Source organism: Psychroserpens sp., assembly GCF_036960315.1.
Taxonomy (GTDB): Bacteria; Bacteroidota; Bacteroidia; order Flavobacteriales; family Flavobacteriaceae; genus Psychroserpens.
In genome coordinates this window covers 397,637-417,043 of the sequence record NZ_JBALVR010000002.1, presented here as the reverse complement: position 1 = coordinate 417,043, position 19,407 = coordinate 397,637, and the positions used below count along the sequence as shown (strand labels likewise).

At 33.4% G+C, this 19,407-nt stretch carries 18 protein-coding genes; 12 read left to right on the top strand and 6 right to left on the bottom strand.

All coding sequences use genetic code 11. The features are described 5' to 3' along the window. Positions 1 to 68 precede the first annotated feature (68 nt). From V7719_RS05545 to V7719_RS05520, 6 genes are all read right to left on the bottom strand, one after another. Positions 69 to 290: a DUF2795 domain-containing protein gene (locus tag V7719_RS05545; protein WP_335728882.1), complete on the bottom strand. Its 222-nt coding sequence runs from the start codon at positions 288 to 290 to the stop codon at positions 69 to 71. 312 nt (positions 291 to 602) lie between these two features. Further along, positions 603 to 1,178 (bottom strand): cob(I)yrinic acid a,c-diamide adenosyltransferase, encoded by a 576-nt coding sequence (locus V7719_RS05540; protein WP_335728881.1) that lies wholly within the window; start codon positions 1,176 to 1,178, stop codon positions 603 to 605. A 92-nt stretch (positions 1,179 to 1,270) separates the two neighbouring features. Next, the gene (locus V7719_RS05535; protein WP_335728880.1) at positions 1,271 to 1,954 is read right to left on the bottom strand and encodes an ABC transporter ATP-binding protein; all 684 of its coding nucleotides are present in this window, start codon (positions 1,952 to 1,954) and stop codon (positions 1,271 to 1,273) included. A gap of 86 nt (positions 1,955 to 2,040) precedes the next feature. Beyond that, positions 2,041 to 2,856, bottom strand: coding sequence for a class I SAM-dependent methyltransferase (locus V7719_RS05530; protein ID WP_335728879.1), 816 nt, complete (start codon positions 2,854 to 2,856; stop codon positions 2,041 to 2,043). A 40-nt stretch (positions 2,857 to 2,896) separates the two neighbouring features. Next, positions 2,897 to 3,667 carry an O-methyltransferase gene (locus V7719_RS05525; RefSeq protein ID WP_335728878.1) on the bottom strand — a complete coding sequence of 257 codons (771 nt, stop codon included), beginning with the start codon at positions 3,665 to 3,667 and terminating at the stop codon, positions 2,897 to 2,899. Positions 3,668 to 3,716: 49 nt separating this feature from the next. Continuing rightward, complete coding sequence (locus tag V7719_RS05520) at positions 3,717 to 5,585, bottom strand: ABC-F family ATP-binding cassette domain-containing protein (RefSeq protein ID WP_335728877.1); 1,869 nt, start codon at positions 5,583 to 5,585, stop codon at positions 3,717 to 3,719. Positions 5,586 to 5,689: 104 nt separating this feature from the next. On the opposite strand from V7719_RS05520, the gene V7719_RS05515 reads away from it, so the two are divergent. The 12 genes from V7719_RS05515 to V7719_RS05460 all read left to right on the top strand — a co-directional run bounded on the left by V7719_RS05515 (position 5,690) and on the right by V7719_RS05460 (position 19,383). Then, a complete protein-coding gene (locus V7719_RS05515) occupies positions 5,690 to 6,481 on the top strand; it encodes a polysaccharide biosynthesis/export family protein (protein ID WP_335728876.1) in 792 nt (263 codons plus the stop codon). An 8-nt stretch (positions 6,482 to 6,489) separates the two neighbouring features. Continuing rightward, positions 6,490 to 8,967 (top strand): exopolysaccharide transport family protein, encoded by a 2,478-nt coding sequence (locus tag V7719_RS05510; RefSeq protein ID WP_335728875.1) that lies wholly within the window; start codon positions 6,490 to 6,492, stop codon positions 8,965 to 8,967. 1 nt (position 8,968) lies between these two features. Next, a complete protein-coding gene (locus V7719_RS05505; RefSeq protein ID WP_335728874.1) occupies positions 8,969 to 9,556 on the top strand; it encodes a sugar transferase in 588 nt (195 codons plus the stop codon). 2 nt (positions 9,557 to 9,558) lie between these two features. Further along, positions 9,559 to 10,851 carry a nucleotide sugar dehydrogenase gene (locus tag V7719_RS05500; RefSeq protein WP_335728873.1) on the top strand — a complete coding sequence of 431 codons (1,293 nt, stop codon included), beginning with the start codon at positions 9,559 to 9,561 and terminating at the stop codon, positions 10,849 to 10,851. Then, positions 10,851 to 11,831 (top strand): SDR family oxidoreductase, encoded by a 981-nt coding sequence (locus V7719_RS05495; RefSeq protein ID WP_335728872.1) that lies wholly within the window; start codon positions 10,851 to 10,853, stop codon positions 11,829 to 11,831. The genes V7719_RS05500 and V7719_RS05495 overlap by 1 nt, the downstream gene beginning before the upstream one ends. Before the next feature lie 83 nt (positions 11,832 to 11,914). After that, a complete protein-coding gene (locus V7719_RS05490; protein WP_335728871.1) occupies positions 11,915 to 12,652 on the top strand; it encodes a class I SAM-dependent methyltransferase in 738 nt (245 codons plus the stop codon). A gap of 32 nt (positions 12,653 to 12,684) precedes the next feature. Then, complete coding sequence (locus V7719_RS05485) at positions 12,685 to 13,665, top strand: glycosyltransferase (protein ID WP_335728870.1); 981 nt, start codon at positions 12,685 to 12,687, stop codon at positions 13,663 to 13,665. 88 nt (positions 13,666 to 13,753) lie between these two features. Continuing rightward, positions 13,754 to 14,620 (top strand): ABC transporter permease, encoded by an 867-nt coding sequence (locus tag V7719_RS05480; RefSeq protein WP_335728869.1) that lies wholly within the window; start codon positions 13,754 to 13,756, stop codon positions 14,618 to 14,620. A gap of 1 nt (position 14,621) precedes the next feature. After that, positions 14,622 to 15,890 (top strand): ABC transporter ATP-binding protein, encoded by a 1,269-nt coding sequence (locus V7719_RS05475; protein ID WP_335728868.1) that lies wholly within the window; start codon positions 14,622 to 14,624, stop codon positions 15,888 to 15,890. Beyond that, on the top strand, positions 15,883 to 16,956 hold the full coding sequence (locus tag V7719_RS05470) for a DegT/DnrJ/EryC1/StrS family aminotransferase (protein ID WP_335728867.1): 1,074 nt from the start codon (positions 15,883 to 15,885) through the stop codon (positions 16,954 to 16,956). Before V7719_RS05475 ends, V7719_RS05470 begins: the two co-directional genes overlap by 8 nt. Further along, entirely contained in the window at positions 16,953 to 17,825 is an 873-nt protein-coding gene (locus V7719_RS05465) for a sulfotransferase family protein (protein ID WP_335728866.1), read from the top strand. The genes V7719_RS05470 and V7719_RS05465 overlap by 4 nt, the downstream gene beginning before the upstream one ends. Beyond that, on the top strand, positions 17,815 to 19,383 hold the full coding sequence (locus V7719_RS05460) for a glycosyltransferase (protein WP_335728865.1): 1,569 nt from the start codon (positions 17,815 to 17,817) through the stop codon (positions 19,381 to 19,383). The genes V7719_RS05465 and V7719_RS05460 overlap by 11 nt, the downstream gene beginning before the upstream one ends. Positions 19,384 to 19,407 lie beyond the last annotated feature (24 nt).

The window sequence follows — 19,407 nt, the reverse complement described above, 5'->3', positions numbered from 1 at the left end:
AAAAAGTCCCTATTAGAGACTTTTTAACTTTTATTCTACATTTAAAGTAACTTGAACTTCAAATTACTTTAATATTCGTCCTCGTTCCAGAGATAATCTTCGTCAGTTGGATAATCTGCCCAGATTTCTTCTATAGAATCGTAAGAGTCGCCTTCGTCTTCTATCGCTTGTAGATTTTCAACAACTTCCAAGGGAGCTCCTGTTCTAATAGCGTAGTCAATTAATTCATCTTTAGTTGCTGGCCAAGGCGCATCACTTAAATACGATGCTAGTTCTAATGTCCAATACATTTGTTTATGAGTTTATTTTTTTGCAAAAATAAAATTATAGTTCATAAAGTCAAGAAAAAAACCAATTAATTAAATAATAATTTAAAGAACGTATACTTTTTTTTGATCTAAATACCATTTATCACCTGAATTTACTGCAATAAAACGTTCTTTTTTACTTTTCTCTTCAAAATAAAATAAACCGTAATTATTGCTATGTTTTAATTTTCTATTTCGAGTAAAGAAAAAAATAATCATTTTCTTTATTCTAAATTCAAATCATAACTGGTATAAGCCTAGTAGAACTGATAGTCTATTCTGCAAAGTTGTACTTTAAGATTCTTTCTTCGGAATCCATTTTACTTCTTCGGCTTGCAAGTCATAAGACAACTTTCGTGCCAATACAAATAGGTAGTCAGAAAGTCGGTTTAGGTACTTTAAACTCTCAGGTTGAAAAGGTTCTAAATCGTTTAATGCGCTCGCTAAACGTTCGGCTCTGCGGCACACGCAGCGAGCAATGTGACAGAATGACACAGTTTGATGTCCGCCAGGTAGCACAAAATGAGTCATTGGTGGAAGCGCTTCATCCATGGTGTCCATTTCATGTTCTAATGTTGAGATGTCAGCTTCTGAAATCTTCGGAATATTAAGTCGGTCCTTTCCATTTTTGAGCGTTGCCTTTTCAGGATCGGTTGCTAAAATGGCGCCAACAGTAAATAATTTATCCTGAATGTCAATCAGTACATCTTTATAATGATTATTAATGTCTTGGTCTCTAATCAATCCTAAATGTGAATTGAGTTCGTCAACCGTTCCGTAGCTATCAATACGTATATGGTGTTTTGGGACACGTGTGCCACCAAAAAGTGCAGTAGTACCTTTATCTCCTGTTTTAGTGTAGATTTTCATACATGCAAGTTAAAGAGTAATAAGAGAAAAGGCAAAAATTTTGCAGGGATTTGTTTACGATATAAGGTTCTTTGCAAGAATTACAGGGAGAACTATCTCCTAGTATCACTTTCCACCATGCCATCTCGCAAACGAATCACGCGATGTGCATGCGTTGCAATGTCTTCTTCGTGGGTTACCATAATCACAGTGTTTCCAGCTCTGTGAATCTCTTCAAAAAGGCCCATGATTTCGTGACCCGTTTTAGAATCTAAGTTTCCTGTAGGTTCATCGGCCAAAATAATAGATGGCTTATTCACCAATGCACGACCTACAGCCACACGCTGACGTTGTCCGCCAGAGAGTTGGTTGGGTTTGTGGTCCATACGATCGGCAAGTCCAACATCGGCTAATACTTCTTGGGCACGCTTGGTGCGATCAGATTTTGACATTCCAGCATATATCATTGGTAAAGCCACATTATCTAATGCTGTAGTTCTTGGTAAGAGGTTAAAGGTTTGGAATACGAAGCCAATTTCAGTATTTCTAATTTCGGCTAAGTCATCATCACTCATTTGACTTACATCTTTCCCATTGAGAATATAACTTCCCGAAGTCGGTGTGTCTAGACAACCTAAAAGGTTCATGAGCGTCGATTTCCCAGAACCCGAAGGTCCCATAATAGCGACATAATCACCAATTTCGATATCTAAATCGATGCCTTTTAAAACATGAACGGTTTCTTGACCAAGTTGAAAATCACGAATGATATTTCGAATTTCAATGACGTTACTCATACTGGAGTTTACTTTTAAGTGATGTTCTGCAAGATACAGGTTTCACTTCATATGACGCCTTAAGCTCTATTTTGTTACGAAATTCTTTATTGCTTTTTTTGCATGTGCATGGTAAGCTGCATGCATTTATATAGATGTGACATCGATGTGTTGGATTTTTGCCAATCTTTTTGATGCCATTTCTTTCCAATATTCACTTTCGTTTTTTTGGGAATAGGTAATAAGTTTACTATAAAATACCATTTAGCATATCCTAAAACACCTCTCTTTTCTAGGATATTAAAGTTAGAATCAAGTTTTCTAAGTGTTTTTCTGTTAAAAGGCCATTCCCAAGCGGCATCAGATTGAAATGGTCGGTAGAGTTTTCTTATCAACCAAATTGGTCTGCTAGTTTCAAGAGGATCATAACTAATAATACGTCCTTTTGTAGCCAGTTTTTCATTGAGTTTTGAAATGAGTAAATCCACGTTTTCAAAATGGTGTAAAACACCATAAGCATAAATAATGTCAAAGTCTTTTTCTTTGAATTCGTCAGATAAAAAATCTTGAACAATAGCTTTTGCATTTGGCAAATGCTCAATTTTTTTATTCAATCTTGCAATGCCAGATTCACTTAAATCAAGACCTACGTATTGTTTGCTGTTTTGAGCCAAAAATAGAGAATGATAGTTTCCTGCAAAACAACCAAGGTCTAAAACTTTCTTATCTTCTAAGTCTCCAAACCAAGATTTGTGTAGGTCATAAGAACCTTGAAGAATATTGAGTTCTCTACGAATGCCTTTTAGTGTTTTTTCACGAATGTTAGACCAAATTCTTGTTGGTAAGTTCTTCTTTTTGGTATTGTAAAACTCAGCCTGTTTTTTGTTGACCTCTAAGGTTTTATTTAATTCTGAACTACTCATATTTAATATTCTTGGGCTAATATATGTTTTAATATAGATTTTACAATCGTAATTTAAAATTTTCTTTGACTTGTTCTTTTCTAAAGAAAACAAGCCCCCAAAAAAACGTATCAATCGTTACTGTTACCTTAGGATGTGTTTTAATTATTTCCCAAGCTTCAGACATTTCTTTGGACCAATGAATATCATCAAAAATGAAAATAGAATCATTGTGAGTTGTTTCTAATAACACATTGAAATAGTGGAGTGTTGCTGCTTTATTATGGTTTCCATCAAAGAAAACAAGATCATAGGCGTTGGCTTTTAACTTCGGAAGCAGCGTTTCGAATTCGCCATTTTTTACTGTTACATTTTCAATATTTAAATCTGAAAGTTGTTGCTTCGTGAATTCTGAAATATTTGAACAACCCTCTATTGAAGTTACAGTATTCTCAGAATAACCCAAAGCCATGGCTTGTGTAGCAATTCCTAGAGAAGTTCCTAATTCTAAAGTGTGCTCTGGTTTGAAATATTTGACAATACGATACAAAAGTTGTGCTCTTTTTGTAGTAGTTCCTGAAGTCTTAGCTATCGCGCTTAGTGTTCTTGAGTTGGATTTAAAGACTCTTGAGCCTGAGCCGAAATCGGTGACTTCAATCTTCTGTTTGTTCTTTAGTAAAGACTTCCTATAATCTGAAAGTTTAGCATACGCTTTATGTGTTGTGTTATCATAAAAACATTTGGTAACCAAATCATATACAAATGGCGAATGCACACCATGCTGATTGGAGGATTTTAATAGAAATTTTATGTATTCAATAATCTGAAACACGTTTAAAGTTGCAAGTTATAAGTTTTTGTCAGTTTTAAAGAGCCAAGAGTTAAAGACCTAATTTCTCAGCTAATTCAAACCAGCGCATTTCTTTAGTTTGGATATCCTCAATGATGCCTTTCAGTTGTTCTGACAGTTCATTTATTTTCTCTTGAGAAAGTGACGCGTCATTGAATTTTTCTTCAAGTGCTTTTTTGTCTAATTCTAATGATCGGATTTTGCTTTCTAGATTCTTGTATTCTTTTTGCTCGTTATACGATAGTTTTTCGGCCTTGTAATCCTTTACCTTTTCTTTAGAAACTTTGGAGACTTCAACAGTAACTTTAGATTCGGTTGGTGTTGATGCTTCGTAAGTTCTATAATCAGAATAGTTACCCGGAAAATCTTGAACTTCACCTGCGCCTTTAAACACAAATAAATGATCCACAATTTTATCCATAAAATACCTGTCATGTGATACAACGAGTAAGCATCCTGGGAAATCAAGAAGGAAATCTTCGAGAATATTTAAGGTGACAATATCTAAGTCGTTTGTTGGTTCATCTAGAATTAAGAAATTTGGATTCTGAATTAAAACGGTACACAAATACAAACGTTTTTGTTCGCCACCACTTAATTTTTCAACATAATCATGCTGCTTTTTTCCATCGAAAAGGAAACGCTCTAAGAGTTGCTTCGCACTAATTTGACGGCCTTTAGTTAGCGGGATAAATTCTCCAAACTCTTTAATAACCTCAATAACCTTTTGCTGTGGTTTAATGTTGATACCGCCTTGTGTGTAGTATCCGAATTTCACAGTGTCACCAAGAATAATTTTACCTGAATCTGGTTGTGAACTATGAGTCAACATATTTAGGAATGTGGATTTTCCTGTTCCGTTTTTCCCAATGATGCCAATACGCTCCCCTTTTTTGAACACATATTCAAAATTCTTAAGAATCACTTTGTCATCAAAGGCTTTGGATACTTTATGGAACTCAACAATTTTACTGCCCATGCGTTCCATATTGATTTCTAATTCTACTTTGTGGTCATTTCTACGTTGGTGCGCACGTTTCTTGATATCTGAAAAATCATCAATACGAGATTTAGATTTGGTGGTACGTGCTTTAGGTTGGCGACGCATCCATTCCAATTCTTTTTTAAACAGTTGTTTGGCTTTTCCTGTCTCCACTTGTTCCTGAGCAATTCGTGTCTCTTTGTTTTCAAGATAATAGGTGTAATTGCCTTTGTAGGTGTAGAGTTTTCCGTGGTCGAGCTCTATAATTTCATTACAAACACGCTCTAAAAAGTAACGGTCGTGTGTGACCATAAAGAGAGTGAACTTCGCTTTGGCGAAATACTGTTCTAGCCATTCAATCATCTCTAAGTCGAGGTGGTTGGTTGGTTCATCCAGGACCAATAAATCTGGATTACTAATTAAAGCTTGGGCTAAAGCCAAACGCTTTAGTTGTCCACCAGACATCGTGCTAATCTTTTGGTCGAGATCATCAAGATTAAGTTGCGATAAAATTTGTTTGAATTGGAGTTCAAATTCCCAAGCATTATGAATATCCATTTGCTCAAACGCTTTTTGGTAGGCTTCAGCGTTTTCTGGGTTTTGTAATGCCTTTTCGTAATTTTCGATAATCTTTAACTGCGGAGAATCCGAATTAAAAATAGTATCGTTAATCGTGAGATTTTGATCAAATTGAGGGGATTGCGACAAAAAGGACATTCGCAAGCCGTTTCTCATGACGATTTGCCCAGAGTCTGGTGCGTCTGCACCAGATAAGATATTAAGGATTGAGGTTTTACCACTTCCGTTTTTAGCGACAAATGCGATTTTATCATCTTTATGGATACTGAAAGAGAGATTTGAAAAAAGCTCTAATTCGCCATAAGATTTCGATATGTTTTCAACAGTTAAATAATTCAAACTAATTTTTTTTACAAAGAAAGTCATATTACTCAAAAAAACGATGAATAGTTTTGATATTAATAGTGATAAGTTATATTTGTGAAGCAACAAGCAACTTGACAATGAAAAGACTAGTATTGCTTACAGGAGTGTTATTGTGTATCTTATCTACATCCTGTATACCACATAAAGATATTGTTTATCTTCAAAATAAAAATACAGCAACAGATTCTACCCAAACTATGGTAGAGCAACAGAAGCCTTATCGTGTTCAGATCAATGATATTTTAAGTGTTCGCGTCAAGGCTTTAGATCAGGAAACGGTTAAAATATTGAATCCAGTTGGAGAAGAAAATTTAAACGCTGATAGTGCAGAACGCGCCTATTTTGATGGATTCACGGTTGATGTTCATGGAAATATTCGTGTCCCAACTTTGGGTGAAATTAACGTGTTAGGTTTTACTACTGAAGAAATTCAGAATATAATTGAAAAGAAGTTGTTAGATGAGCAATTTAAGGAGGCAGCAAATATTTTTGTAACCGTTAAACTTTCGGGGTTACGTTATACTGCGAATGGAGAAGTTGGCACACCTGGAACAAAAATCTTGTTTCAAGAACGAGTCAATATTTTTGAAGCATTGGCTAATGTTGGTGAGATAGTGATTACAGGCGATAGGAAAGATGTCTTAATAATTCGACAATACCCACAAGGGCAACAAATCCATCATTTAGATCTTACTGATGTGAAGGTGATGAATTCACCCTATTATTACATTCTACCTAATGATATTATTTACGTGAAGCCTTTAAAACAGAAAACCTGGGGAACTGGAACAACAGGAGTTCAAACTTTGGCTACTATAATTTCTGCGCTGACATTGGTAACTACAGCCATACTTTTAATAAATCTATAAATTGAGTTATGGACGAGTATAACATGGAAAACACAGAAGTCTCAGGAGGTGTTTCTTTTGATTTTAGAGGGTTTTTATTTAAGGCATTAAATTTATGGAAACTTGTAATTCTATCTATTGGATTAGCTCTTATTGTTGCCTATTTTATAAATATTCGAAAAGAAAACGTTTACAGATTAAGTACTTTAATTTCTGTAGAAAGTGATCAAAACCCATTTTTTACCGCTAATACAAGTATCTCTTTTAATTGGGGCGGGGTTTCAGGTAAAGTTGGTAAAGTAATAACTACAATTCGAACTCGAAGTCATAATGAAAGGGTTGTTGATTCTTTACAGTATTACATGAGTTATCTGAGTCAAGGCAAATATAATAAAATTGATGTTTATACTGCCTCTCCAATTATAGCTATTCTTGACACTTCAAAGGAACAAATGCTTAATCAACCAATTGGAATAAGGTTGATTGATGATAATAAATTTGAAATATTTGTAGAATTCTTGACCTCGAGTAAACAAGTCCAGCGATATAATGACAAAAAAAAGTACTTTGTTAAAGTGCCTCAAGGGCCGTTTTTAAAAACATTTAATTTTGGCGATAAAGTGGAACTCCCTTTTTTCAACGGTGTCATAACAAAAAGAGAAGGAAGAGTATTAGTTCCTGGGAAAGAATGTTTTATTAAATTTTCAAGTTTTGATTTTATTGTCCGGCGATACCAAGTAGGAGTTGCAATTGTTCCATTTGCAGGATCTGCTTCCGTTCTGCAAATGTCTTTAAAAGGGACGAATAAAGCAAGGCTAGTTGATTATTTGAACGCCACTGCCGAAATTTTGAGTAAAGCTGAATTAGAAAGAAAAAATTTATATGCTACAAATACCATCAGATTTATAGATAGTAGTCTTAGTGCTGTGAATTCTAGTTTAAAAGACGTGAGCGATGAAATGAATGATTTCAGAAGACAAAATAATGTTTTTGACGTTAATGTAGAAATAACAAAACTATCTGAAAAACTAAGACAATTTGATTTTCAAAAAGAAAATGAAAAGTCTAAACTCAATTATCTTAATTCACTTGAGAATTATTTAAATACCAAAACAGATTACACAAAAATAGCGGCGCCCACTTCAGCGGGTATTGAAGAGAGCAATATATTATCAAGTGTTTCAAAGATTACTGGCTTAGCGATTGAACGTCAAAGTTTAGAATATACCAATAAAGAAGGTTCTCCTATTTTTAAAGATATTGATCGGCAAATAACCGCCGAAAAGAATGTATTGTTAGAGACCATATCGTCTACCAAAACGACCCTTAATTCGCAACTTAATAACTTAAACAGGTCCATAGCCAATTTAGAGGGAGAGCTTGTTGGTTTGCCGGAAGATCAACAGAAATATTTAAAAATTCAGAGAAAAATGAATATCAGTCAGGAAGCTTATAATGTGTACTTGGCAAAGCGAAGTGAGGCCGCCATTGTGAAAGCTGCGAATGTGTCGGATATTTCAATAATTGATGAGGCCAAGGATATTGGAAATCCTCCAATTGGACCTAACAAAACCTTAAACTATATGATGGCTCTAATGGTTGGTTTTTTTGCTCCTATGTTTTTTATTTTTGTCGTTTTTCTATTAGACAATACAATACATGGTTCTGATGAAGTAGAGCAGTTATCTAATATTCCAATTTTAGGACTTGTCGGAAAATATAACTATAAGAACAATTTAATTGTATTTGAAAAACCTAAATCTGCAGTATCTGAGTCGTTTAGGTCGATACGTTCAAGCCTTCAGTTTTTATTTAAAAAACAAGGAACTTCAGATGGTAAAACTTTAATGATTACCTCTTCAGTAAGTGGTGAAGGTAAAACGTTTTGTTCAATTAATATTGCTACTGTGTATGCCTTATCTGGAAAAAAAACCATTTTATTAGGGCTTGATTTACGGAAACCTAAGATTTTTGGAGATTTCAATATTAATAATGATATAGGTGTTGTGAATTATTTGATTGGTGAAAGTGCTTTTAATGACGTAAAACATCCAACCCATATAGAAAATCTAGATATTGTGCCATCTGGTCCAGTGCCACCAAATCCCTCAGAATTATTGATGAGTGATCAAATGAGGATTTTGATAACTCAATTAAGAAAAGATTATGATATGATTGTGTTAGATACACCGCCTCTAGGATTGGTGACTGATGCACTTGAACTCACACAATATGCTGATGCCACCATTTTCATGGTGCGTCTTGATTATACAAAAAAAGGAATGTTAGCATTAGTTAATGCTAAATATAGAGCAGGAGAGGTTAAAAACATAAGCTTCGTATTGAATTTCTATAAGCATAAAACAAATCACAACTATGGCTACGGTTATGGGTATGGCTACGGTTATGGTTATGGCTATGGTTACGGCGTTTATGGTAACGCTTACCACGAGCGAGATGGAGAATCCATATTGAAGCGAACAAAACGTTTTTTCAAACGCTTATAAAGTGATAGAAAAAAAGCAACTCATACAGAAACGTGTTTTTGATTTAGTATTATCCCTAATTTTATTTCCTGTTTTGATTTTGCCCATTATGCTTTTGGTTTTGATGTGTACCATAGATACCAAGCAATATGGTCTATTTTCACAACTACGAGTAGGTCAACATGGACGTCTATTTAGAATATTTAAGCTAAGAACATTAAAAGCAGAGCATCACAAACTGGGTCATCTTAATATAAGCGCTACTCGTTTTGGTAAGTTTCTCAGGAATTCCAAGTTGGATGAACTTCCACAGTTATTTAATGTTATTATTGGTGATATGAGTTTTGTTGGTCCGCGACCTGATATTCAGGGATTTGCTGATGAATTAACAGATGGCGATAGAATTATTTTAAAACTTAAGCCTGGTATTACAGGACCTGCTACTTTAAAATATAAAGATGAAGAAGCGCTTTTGTCTGAGCAAATTGACCCCGAAACCTACAATAGAACGATTATTTGGGTAGATAAAGTTGAAATAAATAAAAAATACGTGCAAAATTGGAGTTTTTATTTAGATTTGAACTTTCTTATAAAATCAATAATTAGTTGAGAATGAATACGAACAAGAAAATAACGATCCTTGGTTTAGGCTATGTTGGATTGCCCTTAGCAGTTGAATTTGCGAAAAAATACATGGTAATAGGATTTGATATCAATGAAAAACGTATCAATGAGCTAAATAACGGAGTTGATAAAACTTTAGAAGTTGAAGAAGATCATTTAAAATCGGTTTTAACTTCAAACTCAAATTCTGAAACAGGATTATTTATAAGCAATAATCCAAGTGATTTAGTAGATTCAAATATTTATATTGTAACTGTTCCAACACCAACAGACGATCTCAAAAGGCCGGTGTTTACACCATTAATAAAAGCCAGTGAAACGGTAGGTCGGGTCCTGAAAAAAGATGACATTGTTATTTATGAATCAACAGTGTATCCTGGAGTAACCGAAGATATTTGTGTTCCTATTTTGGAAACCCATTCAGGATTAAAATTTAATATAGATTTCTTTGCAGGATATTCTCCAGAGCGAATCAATCCAGGAGATAAAAAGCATACCGTCACCAAAATTCTTAAAGTTACTTCGGGTTCTACGCCAGAAATCGCAAAAATCGTTGATGATTTATATAAGACCATTATTATAGCTGGAACCCATTCAGCGCCATCTATTAAAGTCGCAGAGGCTGCTAAGGTTATTGAAAATTCTCAACGTGATATCAATATTGCTTTTGTGAATGAACTATCTAAAATTTTCCGAATATTAGATATTGACACCAAAGCCGTACTTGAAGCGGCTGGAACGAAATGGAATTTTATAAATTTCACTCCAGGTTTGGTAGGAGGACATTGCATTGGTGTAGATCCCTATTACTTAGCACAAAAAGCCATTGAATCTGGCTATAATCCTGAAATTATTCTAGCTGGTCGTAAGATGAATGATAGTATGGGAGGTTATGTCGCTCAAGAAACGGTGAAAATGATGATTAAAAAAGGGGCGAGAATTAAAGGCGCTAATGTTCTTGTTTTAGGAATTACCTTCAAAGAAAATTGTCCAGATATAAGAAATTCAAGAGTGATAGACATTATAGAAGAATTTGAAACTTATAATGTCAATGTTGATGTTTATGACCCATGGGCTTCAAAAGAAGAAGTGACTCAGGAGTATGGATTCGAGATGTTAGATAAAGAATCCCAGTTGAAAAAGGATTATGACGCTATTGTTTTAGCCGTATCTCACAATGAGTTTTTGGAAATGGATATACAAAACTTAAAGTCAGATATAGGCGTTATATTTGATGTCAAATCATTATTACCTAAAAACAGCGTTGACGCAAGATTATAATGTACAATCATAAATATCATTCAGAAGATTTAAGTCAGTTATCATTCCTCATCACTGGAGGTGGCGGCTTTATTGGTTCTAATATTGTTGAATATCTTCTAAAATACAATGCAAAGAAGGTTCGGGTTTTAGATGACTTTTCAAATGGTCATAGATATAACTTGACAGAATTTCATTCTAATCCTGCTTTTGAACTCATCGAAGGCGATATTAGAGATTTGCAAACATGTAAAGACGCTATGAGTGGGATAGATTATGTGTCTCATCAAGCCGCTTTAGGTTCTGTGCCTAGATCTATTAATGATCCTGCAACGACTAATGAAGTCAATATCTCTGGTTTTTTGAATATGATGATTGCATTAAAGGATAGTCCTACTGTAAAGCGAATGGTCTATGCTGCATCGAGTTCTACTTATGGAGACAGTAAAGCATTACCTAAAGTAGAAGATACTATTGGTAATCCTCTTTCACCATACGCCGTCACAAAATATGTGAATGAATTGTATGCAAACGTTTTTGGAATAACCTATGATACCGATGTGATTGGTTTGCGGTATTTTAATGTGTTTGGTCCTAAGCAAAGCCCAGATGGTGCTTATGCTGCAGTTATTCCATTGTTTATGCAATCTTTAAAAGATGAAGAATCTCCAAAAATTAATGGAGACGGTGAGCAAACAAGAGATTTTACGTTTGTAGATAATGTCGTTCAGGCTAATGTTAAAGGTTTTTTCGCCTCTAAAGCAGCAAAAAATGAAGTGTTCAATATTGCGTGCGGAGAACGGATTAGTATTAATTATTTGTGGAATTCGCTCAAAGACTCTGCAAACTCTGAGTTAGAAGCTATTCATGGACCCAATAGACAAGGCGATGTTAGAGACTCTTTGGCAAATATTGATAAAGCTAATTCGCTTTTGGGGTATCAACCAATGTATACGGTTAGAGAAGGATTAAAATTGACTTGGCATTATTTTAATGTTTGATTTTAATAATTGTTATATTAGTCTTCAAATTTTAGGCACATAATGTTATGGTTGCATATTAAGGATTAAACTCAGATTATACTTTGAAACGCATAGAACTTATTAATGAAATACTGAAAAGCACCAATTTTGAGAACTATTTGGAAATTGGTTGTTATAAAGGCAAGACATTTTTCCCCGTTATTGCAAAACGTAAGATTGCAGTGGATCCTTTTTTTCATTTCATGTTTTTAAAAGAGGCTCTTGTCTGGGTGTTTAAAATGCCTAAAAATTTAAAAAATAAATATTTCAAGGAGGAAAGTGATTTATTTTTTTTGAAACGGAAGACGCTCTTAACTCGTATTGATGCATTAGATGTTGTATTTATTGATGGGCTTCACACTTTTAGAGCCTCACTTAATGATGTTTTTAATTCTTTACAATATTTAAATCCAAAGGGAATAATTATTATGCATGATTGTTATCCAGAGAATGAAGCAGCAGCATTGCCAACAGGAGATTACCCAACGAAAGAAGAACTTGAAGGGGTGGAAGGTTGGACTGGTGCGTGGTGTGGGGATGTATGGAAGTCAATTTTATATTTGCGTCAAAATTACTCTGAAACATTGGACGTTTGTGTTGTAAATTCAGATTGTGGATTAGGTATCATAAGGTTTAAAGAAAATGGAATTAGTGACAATTATGTAATTAATGAGAATAATTTTTCAGATATTGATAATCTGACATATAAAGATCTAAGGAATAATTTGGAGCCTTATCTTAATTTGAAACCAGCCGAATATGCGAACACAATTATTGACGAAATGGCCTTAAATTATTAAGTGAATCTCTTTTTAACTTTTATACAAACTAAATGAAAGTATTTATTGATCCTTCTTGTGATATACAATACTCTTCTTTTTACATTTACGGACTTTATTCTGTTTTTGGAAAAAACAACGTAGTTTTTTTATCTAAATACTTTGAAAAATTTAATCATAATAATCATTTTTTTGCTTTTGTAGTGAAAGATAAAGAGTATATCAAGCGTATAATTATAGATTATACAGACTCAAAAATAATAGATTATTTGGCACTAGATTGGAGTGATGTTTATGGAAAAATAAACCTAGACCCAACTTCGATAAAATCAGATAAGATTATACCAATTGGTCCAAGTTTTGGAATACAAATCTATAACCAATTTGAAACTATTTGTTTTGCTTTATTAAATCTTTTAAAATCGCATTCAAGAATAACGAATAAACGGAAATTCTTATCAGATTATAATGCGCAGTATAAAAGACCGAAATTGTTAGAATATACGTATAATCCAAATACTAATAACGTTGTGTTTTTTATGGCTTCTCTCTGGAAGAATGAACAACAAACCAACGTATTAAGAGCTAATTATATTAAAAGTTGTATGGTTAATTCAAAAATAAATTTTGATGGTGGGTTTGCTCCAAGGACAAAAAATGATATTGAAGGTTATGAAGACGTTACTGTCGATAGTAGAGTTGGAATGGACGTTTATTTAGATAAAATTGGTAATTCTGCAATTGTATTTAATACGCCTGCTGTAAAAGAATGTCACGGTTGGAAACTTGCGGAATATTTGTGCTTGGGGAAAGCGATAATATCTACACCTCTATCTCGTCAATTACCCGAAAAATTAATGAATAAAGAACACGTACTTTACTCAAATGGTAGTCAGGAAGATATTTCATTAAAACTGGATGAAATTATAAGTAATATAGATTTAAGAAAACGGTTGGAGTCTAATGCTAAAAACTACTTTGATACGTATTTGTCTCCAGAACAAGTTATAAAAAGGGTTTTAAATTTAAGTTAGCTATATTTTAATTATTATTCTTAAGTGTTAATACGCATTTATTTCTTATCGAATTCTTATATTAGCTCCAATCATAAATAAGTATACTTTGAATACCTTAAGGGAAGATAAATGGTTATATACAATATCTTCAAAACAAAAATTAATTAATTTAAATTTTAAGGAAATATGGCGTTATCGAGACCTGATAGTGCTATTCGTAAAGCGAGATGTTGTTACTGTTTATAAGCAGACTATATTAGGACCATTATGGTATTTTATTCAACCCTTATTTACATCTATAATATTTACAGTAATTTTTAATGATTTAGCTTCAATTCCAACAGGTCTAGCACCGGCATTTCTATTTAATTTAGCAGGTATTACTTCTTGGAATTATTTTAAAGAATGCTTGACTAAAACATCTACAACGTTTACTTCTAATCAAAATATTTTTGGAAAAGTTTATTTTCCGAGAGTTATTATTCCAATTGCAACGATATTGTCTAACCTGATAAAATTTGGCATTCAACTCATAGTTTTCATACTATTTTATTTGTATTATTTTTATTTTCTAGATGCCCAGATTTATCCAAATTCATCATTATTTCTGTTTCCTGTTTTAGTAGTAATAATGGCGCTATTAGGCCTTGGTTTTGGAATGATTATTTCATCGTTAACCACGAAGTACAGAGACATGACTTTTTTGGTCCAGTTTGGCGTGCAATTACTAATGTATGCCTCGGCAGTAATGTATCCGATTTCATTTTTTAAGGCTAAGCTTCCTAGGATGTCTTGGTTAGTTGAATATAATCCATTAACAACAGTAATAGAAGCATTCAGATATATGACATTAGGCGTTGGAGATTATTCAATTGACAAACTTTTATATACGTTTGTTTTTGGAATAGTTATTTTTCTTTTAGGACTAATAGTATTTAACAGAACAGAACGAAGTTTTATTGACACGGTTTAGGATGGATGTAATATTAAAAATAGAAAACCTTTCTAAGCAATATCGCTTGGGTCTTGTTGGAACTGGCACATTGAGTGATGATTTAAAACGTTGGTGGTATAAAATTAGAGGTAAGGAAGATCCATTTCTGAAAATCGGTGATATTAATGATAGAAGTCTTAGCCAAGATTCTGATTATGTATGGGCCTTGCAAGATATAAATTTTGATGTAAGAGAAGGAGAAGTAATCGGAATTATAGGAAAAAATGGTGCGGGAAAATCAACACTTTTAAAAATTTTGTCGCGTGTAACTTCACCAACAACAGGTGAAATAAAAACAAAAGGACGTATAGCTTCATTACTAGAGGTCGGAACGGGTTTTCATCCTGAGCTTACTGGGAAAGAAAACATCTACTTAAATGGTGCTATTCTTGGGATGACTAAAGCAGAAATCAAATCTAAAGAAAGTGAAATCATTCATTTTAGTGGTTGTAATCGTTATATCGATACGCCTGTGAAGCGTTATTCTTCAGGTATGCGTGTTCGGTTGGCTTTTGCAGTTGCTGCCTTTTTGGAGCCAGATATTTTGGTTATAGATGAAGTTTTAGCTGTTGGAGATGCAGATTTTCAGAAGAAGGCCATTGGAAAAATGCAAGACATATCTAAGGGAGAAGGACGAACAGTTTTATTTGTAAGTCATAATATGGCTGCTGTGAAGAGTTTATGTACGCGAGCAGTCGTCTTAGAGCACGGAAAAATTGTATTTTCCGGGAATACTGATGAGGCCGTGAGTTACTACTTAAAAGGCGACTCAAAAACAAATAATATTAAGACATTTAATCGTAATGAAATTGAAACCCCTCTCTTTAGTCTAAACAAATTGGTTATCAAAAATAAAGGACGAGGGTTAGAAGAGACAATTTCTGAAAATCTGAATATTGATTTGATGACGTGTATTGATATAAAAAGTGATACACCTGAAAGATATCATGTCACATATCATTTGTATAATGAAATAGGAGATGCTTTGTTTTCTTTCTCCAGTGCTCGTGGAGGGCTAAAATTGAGACAAGGCGAGAATAATATCTGTTGTACATTTCCAAAGGACTTTTTCCAATCAGGAGAATATTATCTTACTTTTTTTCTAATTGAAGATAGAAAACGAGCGCATTATATTGAAAAAGATATTATGAATTTCACTGTCATTGATGCCGAAAGAGAACTTGGCGTTTATTTTGGGAGAGAGCCAGGATATATAAGACCTAATTTTAAATGGGAATTGCATGATTAATGTTACCAAGACATTTTTGCCACCACAGGAAGAATACCAAGACATCTTGAAAAAAGCTTGGGACAAAGCTTGGATGACCAATCGAGGAATTCTAGTTCAGGAACTTGAATTTGAGTTAATGACCTATTTAGATGTCCCAAATATTATTGCCATGACCAATGGAACGTTACCATTGCAAATTGCTATAAAAGCATTACAGTTAACCGGTGAGATAATAACAACTCCTTTTAGCTATGTCGCTACAACATCTAGTATTGTTTGGGAAGGTTGTGAGCCTGTTTTTGTGGACATTCATCCCGAGTATTTGACTATTGATGAGTCTAAAATAGAGTCTGCGATAACCGCGAAAACTTCAGCCATATTAGCAACACATGTATACGGCAACTCTTGTCATGTGGAAGCCATTGAAACTATTGCCAAAAAACATCATTTAAAAGTAATTTATGATGCTGCGCATTGCTTTGGTGTCACTTATAAAGGGCAATCAATTTTTAATTATGGCGATGTAAGTACCTGTAGTTTTCATGCAACTAAGCTTTTTCATACTGGTGAAGGAGGTGCGTTATTTTGCAAACCTCAACTTTTCCCATCGTTATATTCTCATCATAATTTTGGACATAATGGGCCTGAAGCTTTTCACGGACTTGGAGCTAATGCTAAAATGAGCGAATTACAAGCGGCTATGGGATTGGCGGTTTTACCTTACTTAAAATCAATTGTTGAACAAAGAAAAGAAATTGTAGAAATGTATAATTCTGCTTTTGAATCTACATGTTTACAATTATTAAAGCTACGAAAGAATACCATATGGAATTATAGTTATTATCCAGTTATTTTCGAAACAGAAAATCAAATGCTTAAGGTAAAACAAGTTTTAGAGGACAATGCTGTTTTTCCAAGACGCTATTTTTATCCATCTTTAAATCATTTACCCTATATCGCAAATACAACAGAGGTTCCAGTTTCAGATAAAATTGCGCCGTGTGTTCTATGTATGCCTTTATATGTAGGACTTAAAGAGGAAGAAGTTAAGTTTATTATTCAACTTGTTTTAGATAATTTATGAATATAGGTCAATTCTTTATTTTAGGAAATCCTAGATCAGGGACAAGTCTATTGCGCTTAATACTCAATTGCCATTCTAAATTAACGGTTCCACCAGAATGCGGATTTTTACTTTGGCTCGAATCAAAATATAGAGATTGGTCAGAAAAGGACCTGACCTCAAACAGGCTCAATACATTTATACAAGATCTTCAGTTATCAAAAAAATTTGAAACTTGGCATTTAGATAATAACGCAATACTAAAAGAGATTAAAAAACAAAACCCAAAAACGTATCAAAAACTTGCTCAATGTGTGTATTTAAGTTACGCTGTTCAAAATGAAAAGCAACCAGCGTTTTTAGGTGATAAAAACAACTATTACGTAAACCATTTGGATGAATTAGATCAGTTATTTAGCGAAAAATTTATAATACATATCGTCAGAGATGGAAGAGATGTTGCTGTATCTTATAAAAAGTTAAAAAATATTGCCGACACTATTAAGTACAAGCCAAAGCTGCCAACTTCTATCGAAGATATTGCTGAAGAATGGCAAAGAAATACATTGAAAATACACGAGCATTATAAAAATTCTCAATTTTATACGTTGATACGATATGAGGATTTATTGTTACGACCAATCGAAGTCCTTTCTAATGTGCTTTTGAAGTTTAACTTACAGTTTGAACCAGAAATGTTAGAGTATTATGCGCAAAACAGTGATTATATGAAAGAGCCTGCGGAAACTTTAGCCTGGAAGAAAAAAACGATGGAACCCTTAGACATAAATTTAATAGGAAGCTTTAAATCACAATTAACTAACGCTGAGATTTCTAGTTTTAATACGAGAGCAGAAGTTGCTTTAAAAACATTTGAATATGCTTCTTAGTATACGTTTAATGTCTTATAATCATGGTGAGTTTATTGATGAAGCTTTAGAAGGTGTCAATAATCAAAATACCAATTTTAAATTTGAAGTTGTTATCGGTGATGATTTTTCAACAGATGATACTTTACGAAAAATTCAAGCATTTCAGTTTACAAATCCAAACTTGACTGTCCATATTTTGGAGAGAAAAAAGGGAGATGACTATGATCTAATGCGGCAAAAAACAGGGCGCCTGTACAATTTTTATGATATTATAAATCATTGCCAGGGAAAATACATTGCACTATTAGATGGGGATGATTATTGGACAGATCCATTAAAGCTTCAAAAGCAGGTTGATTTTTTAGAATTGAACTTAGAATATACCTTCTCCTTTACACGATTTGAGGTTAAAGATGATAATAAATTAACTTTAATTGACGATAAAAATGGTCATTATTTTAATGATGAAGCAAATATAGAATTTACTTTTGAAAAGTTTGCTGCCGGCTGGTATGGTGGTGTTCCTACTTTAGTTTTTAAGGCCGCAGTATTTGATACAAATCTTATTTTAAAATATACATATTTTCGAGACATTTATCTTTTTACCGAGCTGCTTAAATCTGGGAAAGGTGTTTGTCTTAATGTGTTTAGTGCAGTTTATAGAATTCATGAAGGAGGCGTTTACTCATCAGCAACCATATTAGAGAGAGCCCAAACAGGAAGTTTGTGTTATAAAGAACTTTACGAGGCCAATAAAGATATTTTACATTTGAAACTTAAATATTATAATTTTCATAGGTATTATATTCACGAATTAATAAAGCATAAAAAATATGCTAAAACAATATATCAAGTTTTAGTGTTTGGTTTTAAAATGAAAGACTTAGGTTTTATGAATAAGGAATTTAAAAAGTTTGTCAGAGTGTTATTGTCAAAAGTTCGAATTAAAGCAAAAACAAGCAATGGAGATGTTGCTTTTCCTGGATCTCAAGCGTATTGGGAGCAACGCTATTCTAATGATATGAATTCAGGTTCAGGAAGCTATGGTCGTTTGGCTCAATTTAAGGCAGAAGTTTTAAATGATTTTGTCTTGAATAACGTTGTACAGACTGTGATTGAATTTGGTTGTGGAGATGGAAATCAGCTAAGTCTTGCAAGCTATCCTTCTTATAAAGGCCTTGATGTGTCTTTAAAAGCAATAGAAATATGTAAATCAAGATTTAAGAATGATCTCACAAAAGATTTTTATCACTTAGGTAATGAGTTTTTAAAAACTGCTAAAGCTGACCTCGTTCTATCTTTGGATGTTTTATACCATTTAGTCGAGGATGAAGTATTTGAGAACTATATGGATCAGTTATTTAAATCGTCAAATAAATATGTCATTATTTATTCAAGTAATTATGATGAAGTTTTGACTGATCATGTAAAATGTCGAAAGTTTACGGATTGGATAAATAAGAATGTTTCAAAACATTGGAGCTTAATTGATCGTTTAAATAACAAATATGCTTTTCATGAAAAAGATCCTGAAAACACGTCAATGTCAGATTTTTATATCTATAAAAAAGTATGATTATATTTGGTGTTCTTGTAAAGG

Bases quoted from the DNA above. Each gene is read 5' to 3' on its own strand.
- V7719_RS05475 (WP_335728868.1), top strand. From the start codon at position 14,622: ATGGATGTAATATTAAAAATAGAAAACCTTTCTAAGCAATATCGCTTG.
- V7719_RS05530 (WP_335728879.1), bottom strand. From the start codon at position 2,856: ATGAGTAGTTCAGAATTAAATAAAACCTTAGAGGTCAACAAAAAACAG.
- V7719_RS05485 (WP_335728870.1), top strand. From the start codon at position 12,685: ATGAAAGTATTTATTGATCCTTCTTGTGATATACAATACTCTTCTTTT.
- V7719_RS05465 (WP_335728866.1), top strand. From the start codon at position 16,953: ATGAATATAGGTCAATTCTTTATTTTAGGAAATCCTAGATCAGGGACA.
- V7719_RS05470 (WP_335728867.1), top strand. From the start codon at position 15,883: ATGATTAATGTTACCAAGACATTTTTGCCACCACAGGAAGAATACCAA.
- V7719_RS05510 (WP_335728875.1), top strand. From the start codon at position 6,490: ATGGACGAGTATAACATGGAAAACACAGAAGTCTCAGGAGGTGTTTCT.
- V7719_RS05535 (WP_335728880.1), bottom strand. From the start codon at position 1,954: ATGAGTAACGTCATTGAAATTCGAAATATCATTCGTGATTTTCAACTT.
- V7719_RS05500 (WP_335728873.1), top strand. From the start codon at position 9,559: ATGAATACGAACAAGAAAATAACGATCCTTGGTTTAGGCTATGTTGGA.
- V7719_RS05460 (WP_335728865.1), top strand. From the start codon at position 17,815: ATGCTTCTTAGTATACGTTTAATGTCTTATAATCATGGTGAGTTTATT.
- V7719_RS05545 (WP_335728882.1), bottom strand. From the start codon at position 290: ATGTATTGGACATTAGAACTAGCATCGTATTTAAGTGATGCGCCTTGG.
- V7719_RS05515 (WP_335728876.1), top strand. From the start codon at position 5,690: ATGAAAAGACTAGTATTGCTTACAGGAGTGTTATTGTGTATCTTATCT.
- V7719_RS05540 (WP_335728881.1), bottom strand. From the start codon at position 1,178: ATGAAAATCTACACTAAAACAGGAGATAAAGGTACTACTGCACTTTTT.
- V7719_RS05495 (WP_335728872.1), top strand. From the start codon at position 10,851: ATGTACAATCATAAATATCATTCAGAAGATTTAAGTCAGTTATCATTC.